Annotated in this window: 11 protein-coding genes; 3 read left to right on the forward strand and 8 right to left on the reverse strand. The window is 43.4% G+C overall.

All coding sequences use genetic code 11. The features are described 5' to 3' along the window. Nucleotides 1–141: 141 nt before the first annotated feature. The 8 genes from FEM33_RS07820 to FEM33_RS07855 all read right to left on the reverse strand — a co-directional run bounded on the left by FEM33_RS07820 (nucleotide 142) and on the right by FEM33_RS07855 (nucleotide 10,323). Nucleotides 142–2,184 (reverse strand): M13 family metallopeptidase, encoded by a 2,043-nt coding sequence (locus FEM33_RS07820; RefSeq protein ID WP_139011498.1) that lies wholly within the window; start codon nucleotides 2,182–2,184, stop codon nucleotides 142–144. A 38-nt stretch (nucleotides 2,185–2,222) separates the two neighbouring features. After that, nucleotides 2,223–3,713 (reverse strand): peptide MFS transporter, encoded by a 1,491-nt coding sequence (locus FEM33_RS07825; RefSeq protein WP_139011499.1) that lies wholly within the window; start codon nucleotides 3,711–3,713, stop codon nucleotides 2,223–2,225. A gap of 159 nt (nucleotides 3,714–3,872) precedes the next feature. Beyond that, the gene (locus FEM33_RS07830) at nucleotides 3,873–4,781 is read right to left on the reverse strand and encodes a DUF8428 domain-containing protein (RefSeq protein WP_139011500.1); all 909 of its coding nucleotides are present in this window, start codon (nucleotides 4,779–4,781) and stop codon (nucleotides 3,873–3,875) included. Nucleotides 4,782–4,934: 153 nt separating this feature from the next. Then, complete coding sequence (locus tag FEM33_RS07835) at nucleotides 4,935–5,714, reverse strand: TPM domain-containing protein (protein WP_139011501.1); 780 nt, start codon at nucleotides 5,712–5,714, stop codon at nucleotides 4,935–4,937. 7 nt (nucleotides 5,715–5,721) lie between these two features. Continuing rightward, on the reverse strand, nucleotides 5,722–6,162 hold the full coding sequence (locus FEM33_RS07840; RefSeq protein WP_139011502.1) for a TPM domain-containing protein: 441 nt from the start codon (nucleotides 6,160–6,162) through the stop codon (nucleotides 5,722–5,724). A gap of 87 nt (nucleotides 6,163–6,249) precedes the next feature. Next, the gene (locus FEM33_RS07845) at nucleotides 6,250–6,831 is read right to left on the reverse strand and encodes a LemA family protein (protein WP_139011503.1); all 582 of its coding nucleotides are present in this window, start codon (nucleotides 6,829–6,831) and stop codon (nucleotides 6,250–6,252) included. Nucleotides 6,832–6,963: 132 nt separating this feature from the next. Then, nucleotides 6,964–8,163, reverse strand: coding sequence for a deoxyribodipyrimidine photo-lyase (locus FEM33_RS07850; RefSeq protein ID WP_139011504.1), 1,200 nt, complete (start codon nucleotides 8,161–8,163; stop codon nucleotides 6,964–6,966). Nucleotides 8,164–8,298: 135 nt separating this feature from the next. Continuing rightward, entirely contained in the window at nucleotides 8,299–10,323 is a 2,025-nt protein-coding gene (locus FEM33_RS07855) for a CHU_0125 family OmpA-like outer membrane integrity protein (protein WP_445438727.1), read from the reverse strand. A 345-nt stretch (nucleotides 10,324–10,668) separates the two neighbouring features. Between FEM33_RS07855 and rpsL the strand changes: the two genes are divergently transcribed. From rpsL to fusA, 3 genes are all read left to right on the forward strand, one after another. Then, on the forward strand, nucleotides 10,669–11,082 hold the full coding sequence (gene rpsL, locus FEM33_RS07860; protein ID WP_026631225.1) for a 30S ribosomal protein S12: 414 nt from the start codon (nucleotides 10,669–10,671) through the stop codon (nucleotides 11,080–11,082). Nucleotides 11,083–11,199: 117 nt separating this feature from the next. Continuing rightward, nucleotides 11,200–11,667 (forward strand): 30S ribosomal protein S7, encoded by a 468-nt coding sequence (rpsG, locus tag FEM33_RS07865; RefSeq protein ID WP_138282754.1) that lies wholly within the window; start codon nucleotides 11,200–11,202, stop codon nucleotides 11,665–11,667. A gap of 370 nt (nucleotides 11,668–12,037) precedes the next feature. Continuing rightward, nucleotides 12,038–14,158, forward strand: coding sequence for an elongation factor G (fusA, locus tag FEM33_RS07870; RefSeq protein ID WP_139011505.1), 2,121 nt, complete (start codon nucleotides 12,038–12,040; stop codon nucleotides 14,156–14,158). Nucleotides 14,159–14,200: the final 42 nt, after the last annotated feature.

Here is a 14,200-nt window from a genome sequence, read left to right on the forward strand (position 1 = left end):
TGTCATTTTTAGTCAGGAGGTTGTTGTGCCTGAATGTAAAAATGTCCTGCTGAACGGGTTTGAAGCATGGTGCTTTGATTCCGCTTGGCAGGACATTTTTTATTTTTGATACAGCTTCTTATGCGAAAAGCTGCTTTCTGGTTACCAGATTACGATTCTGGCTGAATCCGGCAGGATCATTTTGCTTCCTGCTCCGCAGTTCCATGCTGCCTGAAACTCTTTCAAATGCGGCATTGGGCCGTTAATGCGTTCTTTTGCAGGAGAATGCGGATCTGTCTGGATCTGATTTCTCAAAGCTTCATCCGTTGTGTTCATATGCCAGACCTGCGCCCAGCCCAGGAAAAACCGTTGCTTCCAGTTGAAACCGTCAATAGGCTTCGGCTCGTCTTTGCCTTGAAGTGATTTTTCAAGAGCATAGTAGGCGAGTGTTAAACCGCCGAGGTCAGCCACATTTTCACCGATTGTAAGCGCACCGTTGACTTTGAATCCGGGCAATGCTTCAATGCCGCTGAAATAGTCAATATACCTTTTGGTCAGTTTGTCGAAATTGGTTCTGTCTGCCGCAGTCCACCAGTTTTTCAGGTTTCCTTCATAGTCAAACTGTGAACCCTGATCGTCGAACCCGTGTGTGAATTCATGACCGATTACGGCAATGATACCGCCGTAATTGATGGCGTCATCCGCATCGCGGTTGTAAAACGGAGGTTGTAAAATACCCGCAGGAAATACAATTTCATTGTTGGACGGATTGTAGTAGGCGTTAACCGTTTGGGGCGTCATCAGCCATTCCTTTTTATCCACTTCCTTGCCAATTTTCTTTACTTGTTCCTCGTGTTCAAAAAGCGATGCTTCAATGACATTTTCAAAAAGCTTGTCATCTTTGATTGTGATGGCAGTATAGTTTTTCCACTTGTCGGGATAGCCGATTTTGTACGTGAATGCTTTCAGCTTTTGATGTGCTTTTTCTTTGGTTGAATCGCTCATCCATTTTAGTTTGTCGATCCTTTCGCCATATACTGTGCGTACATTCTCGATCATTTCTGAAACTTTCTTCTTGTCCTCTTCCGGGAAATATTTCTTGGAGAACAGTTTTCCCAGTGGCATGCCGAGCAAAGCGTCCGTTGAACGGATTGCTCTTTCTGTACGCGCCCGCTGCTGTTTGGTGCCGCGCATCACCGTAGCAAAAAATCTGAAATTTTCCTGATCAATGCTTTTTGGAAGATAACCTGCAAACCGTGTAAGCAGCTGCCATTTGGTATACAGTTTCAAAACGGGCAGCGGCGTTGCCTTTAATAAGGTGTTCAGATTCTGAAGATAAAGCTTGTTCTGAACAATGATCGTATCGGCCTTGATGTCCTGTTTATCCGCAAAAGCCTTGAAGTCAAAATCTGGCGTCAGCTTCTGGAAGTCTGCAAATGCCATTTTGTTGTAAGTCTTAACATTATCGCGGAGCTCTACGTTGGTAAGCTGTATTTTGGCAAGCCTGGTTTCAAAGTCCAGAACGGTTTTTCCCGGATTTGCTTCACTGAAACCGGCGAGGGAAAACATTTTGTCCACATGGCCCAGGAATTCCTTGCGTACCTTTACCGTGCTGGAATCCGTACGTTCATAGTAGCTTCTTTCACCCAGGCTCAGCCCGTCCTGTCCCTGGTACAAAGCATTCATTTTACTATTGCGCAAATCGCCGTCCACATAAAATCCGATGACAGAAGAAACGCCCGTTTTCTGAAGTTCGCCCGTAACCTTGGCCAGATCTTCCAGGGATTTCACATCTTCTATTTTATCAAGATACGACTTCAGCGGCGAAAGGCCGCGTTTTTCTATGGTAGCAGTATCCAGAAAGGATTGATAATAATCGGCAATCTGCTGTTCTTCGGAACCTGTTTTATGATCTTTTTTACTGGCAATTTCTTCAATAATCCCTTTCAGCCTTACTTCTTTATTTTCCTTGTCCAGAACATTGAATGCACCCCAGCGGCTTTCTGTGCCGGGAATCGGGTTTTTCTTTTTCCAGCCTCCGTTTGCATAACTGTCGAAATCATCACAAGCTTTGAAAGAAGAGTCAAGTGAACTCAGTTCAAAGCCCGGCACTTTCTGATCAGCGTTGTTTTCACTTTCTTTTTTGCACCCTGCTGCCATGATGGTCAAGGCAAGCACCGGATAGCGTAATGCGGCTAATTTCATCTTTTTATTGAATTCGTTATTTGTAAATTAAAGGTATGTTAATGAATTCCGCCCATCCAGCCTTTTACCGGTTTCCAGAAAACCAGCAGCAACAAGCCGAATGCAGTTGTAATAATGGCAACCTGATTAAACAAAGCAGGCATTTGCATCACATTTTCTTCATCAAAGCCGCCTGCAAAAATCCCGGCGATCAGATTTCCAAGTGAAGCGCCTACAAACCAGATTCCCATCAGCTGACTTACGTAGCGTTTCGGAGCCAGCTTGGTATAGGAACTTAATCCGACCGGACTTACGCACAATTCACCGATAGTATGAAGGAAATAAGTAAATATTAGAAAGAAAGGAGAAGTAAGATTGCCCTGAACAGCAATATTGGATGCAGCAACCATGACAAAAAAGCTCAGTCCGAGCAGTATCAGTCCGGCAGCAAATTTGACGGGAATAGAAGGATTGAGGCTTTTGGAAGATAAAAAGATCCACAGACTTGCGAGTACCGGCGCAAAAATAAGCACGAAAGTCGGCTGAAAGTTCTGGAACCAGCTGGAAGGAACTTCCCATCCGCCAATCACTCTTTGCGTATGCCGTTCGGCAAATATCTGCAAAGACGTGCCTGCCTGCTCATAACCTGCCCAGAACAAGGAAATGGCCAGAAACAAAATGATCAGAACCAGAACACGTTTCTGTTCCACGCGTGTCAGTCCTCCTGCAAACAGAATGTACAAGAAATAAGAAGCCGAAATAATGACAATGATGACGCCGGCCCCTTTTGCAAGGCCTTGTGCGGTGGTCATATCTATGGTGCCGGAAAATTGCAGAATCGCCAAAAGTGCAATAAGCACAATGATAAGTCCATAACCCAGCATTTTGTTCGTGCCGGATTGCGCATCGGTTTCCGGCGTTGAAAATCTGGCGGGAGGAACTTCACCCAGGCCTTTCAGGTGACGCGCGCTGCCAATCCGGAAAACGATCAGACCGAGCAACATTCCGATGGCCGCAGCGCCAAAACCCATGTGCCAGCTTACTTTTTCGCCCAGATATCCTACAATGGCAATTCCCAGGAATGATCCGAGATTGATGCCCATATAAAAAATGGAAAATGCCGCATCGCGCCGCGCACCGCCTTCCGGGTAAAGTTCACCGACAATGGAGCTGATATTGGGTTTCAGCAAGCCGGTTCCTACTGCAACCGTTGTAAGTCCCAGAAAAAAAATCGCTGATCCGGCAGGAATTGCCAGTATAATATGCCCGATCATGATAACAATGCCTCCGTACCAGATCGCCTTTTTCTGACCCAGAACATTATCGGCCATCCAGCCGCCGGGCAATGTCAGCAAGTAAACCGATGCCGTATAGATCCCGTAAATTGCAGCTCCCTCGGCCGCGTTCATCGACATTCCGCCTTTCACAGTATCAATTAGAAAAAGAAGCAGGATTGCACGCATACCATAATAGCTGAAACGCTCCCACATTTCGGCAAAGAACAATACGTACAATCCGGTAGGATGTTTTTGTGAAATCTGTGAAGGCATATTCAAGAAGTTTTTTATTTGGTATTTCAGGTAATTGAGTTGATTATTTTATCGCGCAAGATAGGGAATATGAATAAATATTTATTGAGTTATAAAATAAAAGCGGTAACCCGACTGTATGTCGGTTACCGCTTTCAGGATGTTTAAAAGATAGTACGGCTACTTGACGGAAAACGAGCCTTCGCCGATTGGAAAACCTTCGGAATAAAGTTCAATCTTGTAATTTCCCGACGGAAATGCAGCGTTTCGGTCGTACAAAATGCTTACATCCTGATTATTGTTGCTGTAAGTGACTTCCTTGCTGATCGTGAATCCCTGTTCCTGGCCATTGTAATCAAAAACGCCGGAACCGGTTTTTGTATCCGATATGGTCGCACCGGAAGGATCAATGATCCGCATGTAAACCGTTTTATTATCCAGTGCAGTCAGAGGATTCTTTTCCAGAATAAAGTCAACCCTGATCTTGTCTATTTTTCTGGATTTTACGTTTTCACCTTCCCGCACTTTGCCTTTGGAAGAAATAGCATATATCTTGACATTGCGTGCTCTCAGGGCTGCTGCCGTTGTGACTTTTGATTCCAGCTCGGTATTTCTGGAGATAACACCGCTAAGCGAATCACTGATTGCCTGCTTGCTGGTTTCCAGTTCGGTTTTTGCCTGCACCAATGTTTCATTCTGACTGATAAGCTGCTGGTTTTCTTCTCTGAGCCGGGCAATTTCTTCGTCTTTCTTTGTCAGAAATGCTTCATACTCCCTTACTTTCCGGCCTAGTGTAACATTGCCTTTGCGAAGTGCAATGCGGTCATTTTCCAGTGAAGCTCTTACTTTTTGTAACTCTTCAATATCGCCGCCGAGTCCCTGTACTTCCAGAATTCTAGCATCCAGTTGTTTTGAAATAGAATCCAGCTTTATTTCGGCATTTGCCAGTTCTGTAACGCGTGTTTCCAGATCGGTTGCCTGCTTTGCATTGATACTTCGTTCATTATAATACAGGTATCCGAAAACAGCGGCCAGAATTGTCATTACGATGAGGCCGACCAATAAACCGGTATTGTTTTTCTTTTCCATAAAGTTGTTCAGGTTATTTGCTTGCTATCAATGCACTGGTCAAAAAATTATGCCAGCTATATACGTTTGAAATACAGCGTCAGAAGCATAAAAAACTCCATTGCCAATGAAGGGCAATGGAGTTTTTTAATATTGTCAAGCTGAATCGGATGGCTAGTAATCACCGCCGGCGCCACCGCCTCCGAAACTTCCGCCTCCGAATCCGCCGAAGCCACCTCCGCCTCCGCCGCCTCCGCCCCAGTTTCCTGAGAAACTGCCGCCGCCGGTATGTGTAGTATAAGGCCAGAAGATTGGTCCTCCAAAACCTCCGAAACCGCCTCTTCCGCCTCTTCCGCCACCGCTGTTACGGTTCCGGAACATCACGATCAGAATAATGATAAATATAATTATGAAAATATAGGACGATGGGAAAGAATCCTCACTATTGTTTTCACGCGGATCTGCCTTGTATTCTCCGGTTGCATACTTGAAAATCATATCAACACCTTCACTCAGGCCCTGATAATACATGGCATTTTTGAAGCGCGGGGCAATTACCTGTGATATGATCCGCTTGGCTACGGCATCCGGAATCGCGCCTTCCATTCCGTAACCGGTACTTATATAAATTTTCCTGTCCGTAGATGCCCACAGCAACACAATTCCGTTGTCTTTATCTTTTTGTCCGACGCCCCATTCCCGACCGATTTTAAAAGCGTAATCAGCAATAGGATAATCGCCGGTTGTCGGAACAACAACAATGACAATCTGGGAAGAAGTAGAGTCATTATATGCAACAAGTTTTTGTTCAAGCTGCGCTTCTTCGGTTGCATTGAGCTGATTTGCAAAGTCATTGACCAGTTTTGGCGGCACCGGCCTAGGCGGAATATCCTGGCCAACGGCTTTTATCAGGACAAAAGATAACAGGAAGGTATAAAAGAGGAATTTATTCATAGATTCATTAACCAAACGAAATATCGTCCGGCAGTTCGTTGATGTCATTCGTGCTGTAAGGGAAATGCTTCTTGAGTTGTAATCCTGCTTCTTCTATTCCCAGACAAAGTCCGTCAAGAAACAGACCTCTTGAAAAATGCTGGCGCAGCAGTTCCTTTGTGCTGTCCCAAAAACCCGCCGGGACTTTTTCATTAATACCTTTATCGCCAAGCACGGCAAACTTGCGGTCTTCATAAGCGAGGTAAAACAAAACACCGTTTCGTTCACTTGTCTGATCCAGTTTCAGCAGCAGAAAAACCTGTTTGGCCCTTTCCATTACATCCGTTGTCTGACATTTTTTTTCAATATGCAATCTTATTTCACCTGAAGTCTGTTTTTCAGCTTCACGAATTGCTTCTATTATGCGTTGCTGTTCCGTTTCTGTCAGAAAAAGTGATTCGGTTGCCATCGGAAATGTAAGATGTTTGAACAGAAAATGTAATCTGCCGGGTTGTAAAGCGAATCTCCGGAACAATGTCCGGAGATTCAGTAATTGTTAAAACTGTACGGACGGAGCTCTTTCCGAACCAGCTGCCGCAGTAAAATAACCTTTCTGTGCAAATCCGAACACGCCTGCAAACAGGTTTGTCGGGAATGTGCGTACTTCCTGATTGTAATCTTTTACGACGGTATTGAAATCATTTCTGGCGACTGTAATCCTGTTTTCTGTTCCTTCCAGCTGCGCCTGAAGTTCCAGAAAGTTCTGATTGGCCTTCAATTCCGGATAACGTTCTACGGATACAAGCAACCGCGAAAGTGCTCCGCTCAGCTGATCCTGCGCACCCTGGAATTTTGCAATGTTTTCAGGCGTAAGGCTGCCTGCATCAATGGTCGTTTGTGTCGCTTTGCTGCGCGCTTCAATGACTGCCGTCAATGTACTTTTTTCAAAGTCCGCAGCTCCTTTTACTGTATTGACCAGGTTCGGGATAAGGTCTGCCCGGCGCTGATACTGACTTTCTACTCTTGCCCATGATTCTTTTACAACTTCATCCTTTTGTACGAGGCCATTATATTTACCGCAGCCAACAAACCCAAGAATAATAGCTACGACTATAACTGCAATCAGTCCTTTTGACATTTTGTATTTAGTTTAGAATTAATGAATTGTACTGTTCAAAGTTGTCCAAAGCTAGCGAAATCTTTAAAAATTATTACACTGCCGGTAATTAGCCGATTTCTGCCGCATTTAAAACTTATAGCCGGAAAAAAGTCATTCCACGCCAACGCCTGCGACATTATTCCATCTTCCCCAGTTTACAGAAACCTCATAATCCATAAGATGGCTCTCGAAGTACATGGCGCCCCATGTCCAGTTTACGCCCCAATTGTTGACAAGATAGCTGGCTGCATGTTCTCTTTCTGACAAGGTAAGGTATCCTTCCGAAATCAGCTTTTTCATAATGGCATTCACCTGTTCATCATCCGTTTGCCCGTTGATCCATTTTTCATAAAGATCATTATCATTGGCCCATTGCTTGCTGAAATCGTGTTTTATACCGCTTGGTTTGAACAACCTCGGACCGTAACGCAGTAAAGTCCAGTGAAAATAATCCCTCGTCAGCAAATTGTTTATTGTCGCTTCAATTTTCAGCGAATCGGCCTGAGCACTTTTGATGTGATGATAAATGTAACGTGCGGAAATACTGCCGACAGACAGCCAGTCCGAAATGCGTGAATCGGTAATGGAATCGTTTGTTCCCGGATTTTTGTCGTTAAGAATGTAATCTTTTATAAATTCGTCAAATACCTTTAATGCAGCCGTTTCGCCGCCAAAAGATATCTTTGATTGATCATCTGAAACAGGAATTTCATTTTCGTTAATTCCCAGGCCGGATACTGTTGGAATGAAGCCGGCATCATATTGTGCCGGTAATGTAATCTTGCCGATTTCAGGAAACGGTTCTGTAACTCTCAGGTTATCTTTGATCTGACTGACAAAACCGGCATAATCAGCGGGAAGTTTTGATATCGGAAAGGGTAAGTCAACAGCATGAACCAAAGTGTCCATCCAGAACAGTTTGATATCAATATTGATCAATTTCAGGTTTTTGCTCAGTTGGGATTCTACATTTGTTTCCTGAGGCGCAATTTCCTTGCTTGTATATACATATTCGGCATTGTAATCTTCTGCCAGCTGTGAAACGATCTTTTCAGGATCGCCGATCCTTACCAATAGATTTCCTCCTTTTTTCTGAAGATTATTTCTGAGGTCCGTTACAGAATCGATCAGAAACTGAGCGCGCAACGCGCCCGTACGACGGAAGCCAAAGCGTGTATTTTCAAATTGCCTCGGATCAAAAACATAGACCGGGACAATTTCTTTGGCAGATTCGACTGCGGAACACAATGCTTCATTGTCCTGTAACCGCAGATCATTTCTGAACCAGTAAATAATGCGTTGTTGAGCCATTTATGTAAACTTGTATATGCTGAAAGCCTGAAAATAAAAGCTGCAAGTATACAAAATTTGGCTTTGGCGTTAATCAAAAAGCCCGTTCCCGGGATTTTTTACCTGAAAACGGGCTTTTTAGAGCAATGTACTTTGTCAGTAACTCAGAATTGTAAATTCCGTCCTTCTGTTACGCTGATGTTCCTCTTCGGTTTTGGCATTCGGAACAATCAGTTCTCTTTCGCCATAGCCTTTTGCAATCATCCGATCTGCATCAATGCCTTTTGAATTCAGGTAAGAAACGGCTGATTCCGCTCTGTTTTGGGATAAAGTCATGTTGTAGGCGTCCGTTGCACGTGCATCCGTATGAGAACTGAGTTCAATTTTCATGGTCGGGTTATCTTTCAGGATCTGGACGAGCTTATCCAGTTCAACAGCAGCATCCGGACGAATGTTGTATTTATTCAGATCGTAGTAAATATTTTCGAGAACAAACGTCTTGTTAAGTTCCAGTTTGTCAAGGCGGATCGTTACATTGAAAGTCGTATCCGTAAGTTCTTTGGTCAGGAAAATAGGCGGTATGGCGCGTCCGTCCATGGAAAACGGCTCTCTTTTACTGATAAAGCCTTTTCTCTGCACAAGCAAAGTGTAAGATTTGCCTTCTTCAACGGATTGTTTGCCGAATTTTCCTTCTGCATTCGTAGGCAACTCGCTGATCTGAATATCCGAAGTATCCGGAAGGATGCGTACGGTTGCTGAATCAATTGGTGTAAAAGCCTGATCGTTGGCCACTACGTTTCCTGCAAGGAAGTATCTTACAACCTTTGGCTTTCCATTGATGTATTTCGGATTATTCGGGTTAAGCGGATCGTTTGGATCCGAGTTTTTTGCAATTGTCGTAGTATCTTCTTCTTCCGGTGCAGCAAAATAATAAATATCATCGTCACCTTTTCCGCCTTCGCGATTAGAAGAGAAAAACCCTTTGTTCTGATTCTGATAAAACACCAGCCCGAAATCATCCTGCGGACTGTTGAACGGCAATCCCAGATTTTCAATGGAAATGACACCTTGCGAGCGTGTGGCTGAAAAAAGGTCAAGCTTGCCCAGGCCGGGATGTCCGTCAGAAGCAAAGTAAAGCTTGCCGCCTTCCGCTACATACGGAAACATTTCATCGCCAGCCGTGTTGATGTCCTTGCCCATATTTACAGGCTTGCTGAAACGTCCGGAAGCATCCATATTGGTACGGTAAAGATCAATTCCGCCTGCACCGCCGGCCCGGTTGGAAGCAAAATAAAGCGTTTTGCCATCGCGGGAAAACGCAGGCGATCCGTCCCATGCCAGGGAATCGTTGATAGGCAGAATAGCCGGAACAGTCCACTGTCCGTTTACATTACGGCTTAGATAAAGATCTACGTCTGCAGTTCCTTTCTTTTTGCCGGTGTTTCCGCGTGCAAACACAAGCGTTTTGCCATCCGGAGAAAACGCGGGCGAACCTTCATTTGCATCCGCATCAAAAATATCCTTACTTAATAAAACCGGCGTTCCCTGCGTTGATCCTGCATTTTCCGAGATGGATACTTTGTACAAACCGAGCATGGGCTGACCGTTATTTTTATATATCTTTTCTTTTTTGGAGGAAGAAAATACAAGTTCATTTCCCAAAACAGCCGGTGAAAACTCGGATGCGGCCGTATTAAGCGGGATGCTTTTCAGTTCCACGTTGGTTTTCTCGGTTTTCAAACGATCTACAATTTTAAGAACTTCAATTTCCCGTGTTGCTCTTTCCTGCAGATTCTGGGGAACGTTAGTCATTTTGGACAGCAACGCAAACTGATTTGCGGCTTCGTCATACTGACCGGCAGTTTTCAGTGCATAAGCATACTGGAACTGTGCATCAAAGTTATTTAAGCCGCCTTCCATTGCTTTTTTGTAATAAGGAATGGCTTCCTTGAAGCGGTTTGAAAGCCTGTAGGACTCTGCAATCAGATAATTGGTTTGTACAGGTTCAACATTTTCCTCAGCTGCCTTTTGAAACCCTTTTATGGCCAGATCATATTCTCCGTTGGCAAATTTCTTTTGTCCGTCTTTGTAGGCTTGCATCGCCGAATTGCAGCCGGACAAGTAGATACTGATGGTGAAAAGATAAAATACGAGGGTATAATTACTCCGTAAAAGTTTCATAATGTAAAGTATAAAAACAAACGATTCGACGCGTATAAGGGCTTTGAATGACAATACTAATAAACTAACGTTTGGAAATAAAATTATGGATATGATGCACCAAGATTTTTATTATGTCAAATAAACATTTACGGCAGGTATCCGGTTTGGCCGTGCAGCAAGCAATATAGGAGTTTACAACAGTTTTTAATCAATATCCCGTTGGTTTCAGACTTTCTTGTAAAAAAAAATACTAACGTTTTGTAAATCAAGCTCAGTCTGTTACTTTTGCACTCCGATTTTTCGGGAAAACTGTTTATAGAACAATAGACTGGTTTATTAACCAAGTCAAAATCAATTTGTTAAATGCCAACTATTTCACAATTAGTCCGTAAAGGTAGAGAGACCATTACATGGAAATCAAAGTCGCCGGCTTTGGATTCCTGCCCTCAGCGTAGGGGTGTATGTACCCGCGTGTACACGACAACGCCAAAGAAACCGAACTCGGCGCTTCGTAAAGTTGCCCGTGTGCGTCTTTCAAACAATAAAGAAGTTAACGCATATATTCCTGGAGAAGGTCACAACCTTCAGGAGCACTCGATCGTATTGATCCGTGGCGGCCGTGTTAAGGATTTGCCGGGTGTTCGTTACCACATCATTCGTGGTGCACTGGATACTGCAGGTGTAAACGGACGTAAGCAACGCCGTTCGAAATATGGTGCCAAGCGTCCGAAGCCAGGACAGGTTGCAGCAGCGCCAACAAAAGGTAAGAAAAAATAAAAAGTAACTCTCTCTGCTTTTATTAAGGAATTAATCTGATAAAAGGGAAGTAATCCCGGAGTTTGTCCGGGGTGAATAAGTTGCAAAACGAAACCTCGTGTAAATATTTAAGACAAAATGAGAAAGTCGAAACCAAAGAAAAGATATATCCTTCCTGATCCGAAATTCAGGGACGTACAGGTTACAAAGTTTGTTAACAACCTGATGTTTGAAGGAAAGAAAAGCATTGCATTTACCATTTTCTATGATGCACTGGAACTTGTTGAGAAAAAAACAAGTGAAAACGGCCTGGAAACATGGAGAAAAGCACTTAACAATGTAACTCCTTCTGTGGAAGTAAAAAGCCGTCGTGTAGGTGGTGCTACTTTCCAGGTCCCAACCGAAGTACGTCCGGAGCGTAAGCAGTCTCTTGGAATGAAATGGTTGATCAACTATTCACGCAAGCGTGGAGAAAAAACAATGGTTGATCGCCTTGCAGGTGAAATCATTGCAGCTGCAAAAGGTGAAGGAGCTGCCGTTAAAAAGAAAGACGATACCCACCGTATGGCAGATGCAAACAAAGCATTCTCGCATTTCAGGTTCTAGGAACTACGGGTTATTCATATCAAGCCGGATTCTGCAATACAGAATCCGGCTTTTTTATATAGCATCACAAAACAGCACTGAAGATTTAAGTTGCATCAAGCATTGAAACGGCAGTGAATCGATAGCTGACATACAACCTGCTGTTATGCTAATTAAGAAGTCAGCATTGAAAAGTTAATTCAATTGAAGTAAAGTTTTTGTAATTCAGCGGATTTATGAAAAAAATAACTTTTACAGAATTGTTTTTGTAACTAATAATTAATACTTTTGCGCTCTGAATTTTTGAAAGTGCTCAGTTGAATTGCTTTCAAAAGTTCATGCTTCTGATTGAATTGCACATCGAATATAATATAACACATCACCATCTGTCATGGCACGTGATTTAAGATTAACAAGAAACATTGGTATTGCTGCGCACATTGATGCGGGTAAAACGACCACAACGGAGCGTATCCTTTATTACGCAGGGGTAAGCCATAAAATTGGTGAGGTACATGATGGTGCCGCAACAATGGACTGGATGGAGCAGGAGCAGGAGCGTGGTATTACCATTACATCTGCTGCAACAACGGTTAACTGGAACTATCGTAACGAGAAGTATCATATCAATATCATTGATACGCCTGGTCACGTGGATTTTACTGTTGAAGTAAACCGGTCACTTCGTGTATTGGATGGTCTTGTTTTCCTTTTCAGCGCTGTTGATGGTGTTGAGCCGCAGTCGGAAACCAATTGGCGTTTGGCTAACAACTATAACGTAGCACGTATCGGATTCGTAAACAAAATGGACCGTTCCGGTGCTGACTTCCTTAAAGTTTGTACTCAGGTAAAAGAAATGCTGGGCAGCTACGCTGTTCCTCTTCAATTGCCTATCGGTGCAGAAGATTCCTTCAAAGGTGTTGTTGACTTGGTTAACTTCCGTGGAATTGAATGGAACGAAGCTGATAAGGGAATGACTTTTACCGAAGTTCCTATTCCGGATGATATGGTTGAGGAAGCAACGATGTGGAGAGAAAAATTGCTTGAAGCAGTTGCTGAATTCGATGATACATTGATGGAGAAATATTTTGAAGATCCGAACTCCATTACAGAAGATGAAATTCTTGCTGCGTTGCGTGCTGCGACCATTAGCATGAAAATTGTTCCTATGGTTTGTGGTTCTTCTTTCAAAAACAAAGGCGTGCAGACAATGCTTGACTATGTGATGGCTATTTTACCATCTCCTCTGGATCGCGAAAGCATTATCGGAACAGATCCTCGTACAGGCGACGAAATTAGCCGTCAGCCTTCTGAAAAAGATCCTTTCTGTGCATTGGCATTTAAAATTGCAACGGACCCATACGTAGGACGTCTTTGCTTTATCAGATCTTACTCAGGCGTATTGGAATCCGGTTCTTACGTTTTAAACAACCGTTCAGGAAACAAAGAACGTATTTCACGTATATTCCAGATGCATGCTAATAAGCAAAATCAGATTGATAAGCTGGAAGCAGGTGACATCGGAGCTGTGGTTGGTTTTAAAGATATTAAGACCGGAGATACATTATCTGATGAAAAAGCACCAATTATTCTGGAATCAATGGTATTCCCGGAACCGGTAATTGGTTATGCTATTGAGCCTAAGAAAGCTGCGGACAGCGATAACTTTTCTAAGGCTATTACAAAATTGATCGAAGAAGATCCGACACTTCAGGTTGAAAGTAACGAAGAAACAGGTCAGACGATCATTAAAGGAATGGGCGAGCTTCACCTGGAAATTATCATTGACCGGATGCGTCGTGAATTTAAAGTTGAAGTAAACCAGGGAGCTCCACAGGTTGCTTACAAAGAGATTTTGACCAAGAACTTTGAGCACCGTGAAGTTTATAAAAAACAAACTGGTGGCCGTGGTAAATTCGCCGATATCGTTTTTGAAATCGGACCACGTGACGACAATGAAGAAGGAAAAGAACCAAAAACCGGTTTGCAGTTTGTAAATGAAGTCGTGGGTGGAGCTATTCCCCGCGAATTTATTCAGCCTGTTCAAAAAGGCTTTGAAGCAGCAATGATTAACGGTGCTTTGGCTGGTTATCCATTGGATTCAATGAAAGTTCGTTTATTCCATGGTTCATTCCACGATGTCGATTCAGATTCACTATCTTTTGAACTTGCTGCTAAATTAGGTTTTAAAGAAGCTGCCCGTCATGCAGGATCTAAACTAATGGAACCGATTATGCATGTTGAAGTTCTTACTCCTGATGAATATACCGGACCTATCACTGGTGACCTTAACCGTCGCCGTGGTATCATGAGAGGAATGGATTCTCGTAATGGTGCACAAGTTATCAAAGCCGATGTACCTCTTTCTGAATTGTTTGGATATGTGACTGACCTTCGTACAATGTCTTCAGGTCGTGCAACTGCATCTCTGACATTTGCTTACTACGAGATCGTTCCTAACAACATTGCTGAAACGGTAATTGAAAAGGCAAAAGGTTTAGTTAAAGCGTAAATGAAATGATTTGCCGTTGGTTTCATACTGACAGCAAATCAT

Origin of the sequence: Dyadobacter flavalbus (genome assembly GCF_006149045.1) — a bacterium.
GTDB classification, from domain to species: Bacteria; Bacteroidota; Bacteroidia; order Cytophagales; family Spirosomataceae; genus Dyadobacter; species Dyadobacter flavalbus.

Bases quoted from the DNA above. Each gene is read 5' to 3' on its own strand.
- FEM33_RS07855 (WP_445438727.1), bottom strand. From the start codon at position 10,323: ATGAAACTTTTACGGAGTAATTATACCCTCGTATTTTATCTTTTCACC.
- FEM33_RS07820 (WP_139011498.1), bottom strand. From the start codon at position 2,184: ATGAAATTAGCCGCATTACGCTATCCGGTGCTTGCCTTGACCATCATG.
- FEM33_RS07850 (WP_139011504.1), bottom strand. From the start codon at position 8,163: ATGGCTCAACAACGCATTATTTACTGGTTCAGAAATGATCTGCGGTTA.
- FEM33_RS07825 (WP_139011499.1), bottom strand. From the start codon at position 3,713: ATGCCTTCACAGATTTCACAAAAACATCCTACCGGATTGTACGTATTG.
- rpsL (WP_026631225.1), top strand. From the start codon at position 10,669: ATGCCAACTATTTCACAATTAGTCCGTAAAGGTAGAGAGACCATTACA.
- FEM33_RS07840 (WP_139011502.1), bottom strand. From the start codon at position 6,162: ATGGCAACCGAATCACTTTTTCTGACAGAAACGGAACAGCAACGCATA.
- FEM33_RS07845 (WP_139011503.1), bottom strand. From the start codon at position 6,831: ATGTCAAAAGGACTGATTGCAGTTATAGTCGTAGCTATTATTCTTGGG.
- FEM33_RS07830 (WP_139011500.1), bottom strand. From the start codon at position 4,781: ATGGAAAAGAAAAACAATACCGGTTTATTGGTCGGCCTCATCGTAATG.
- FEM33_RS07835 (WP_139011501.1), bottom strand. From the start codon at position 5,714: ATGAATAAATTCCTCTTTTATACCTTCCTGTTATCTTTTGTCCTGATA.
- fusA (WP_139011505.1), top strand. From the start codon at position 12,038: ATGGCACGTGATTTAAGATTAACAAGAAACATTGGTATTGCTGCGCAC.
- rpsG (WP_138282754.1), top strand. From the start codon at position 11,200: ATGAGAAAGTCGAAACCAAAGAAAAGATATATCCTTCCTGATCCGAAA.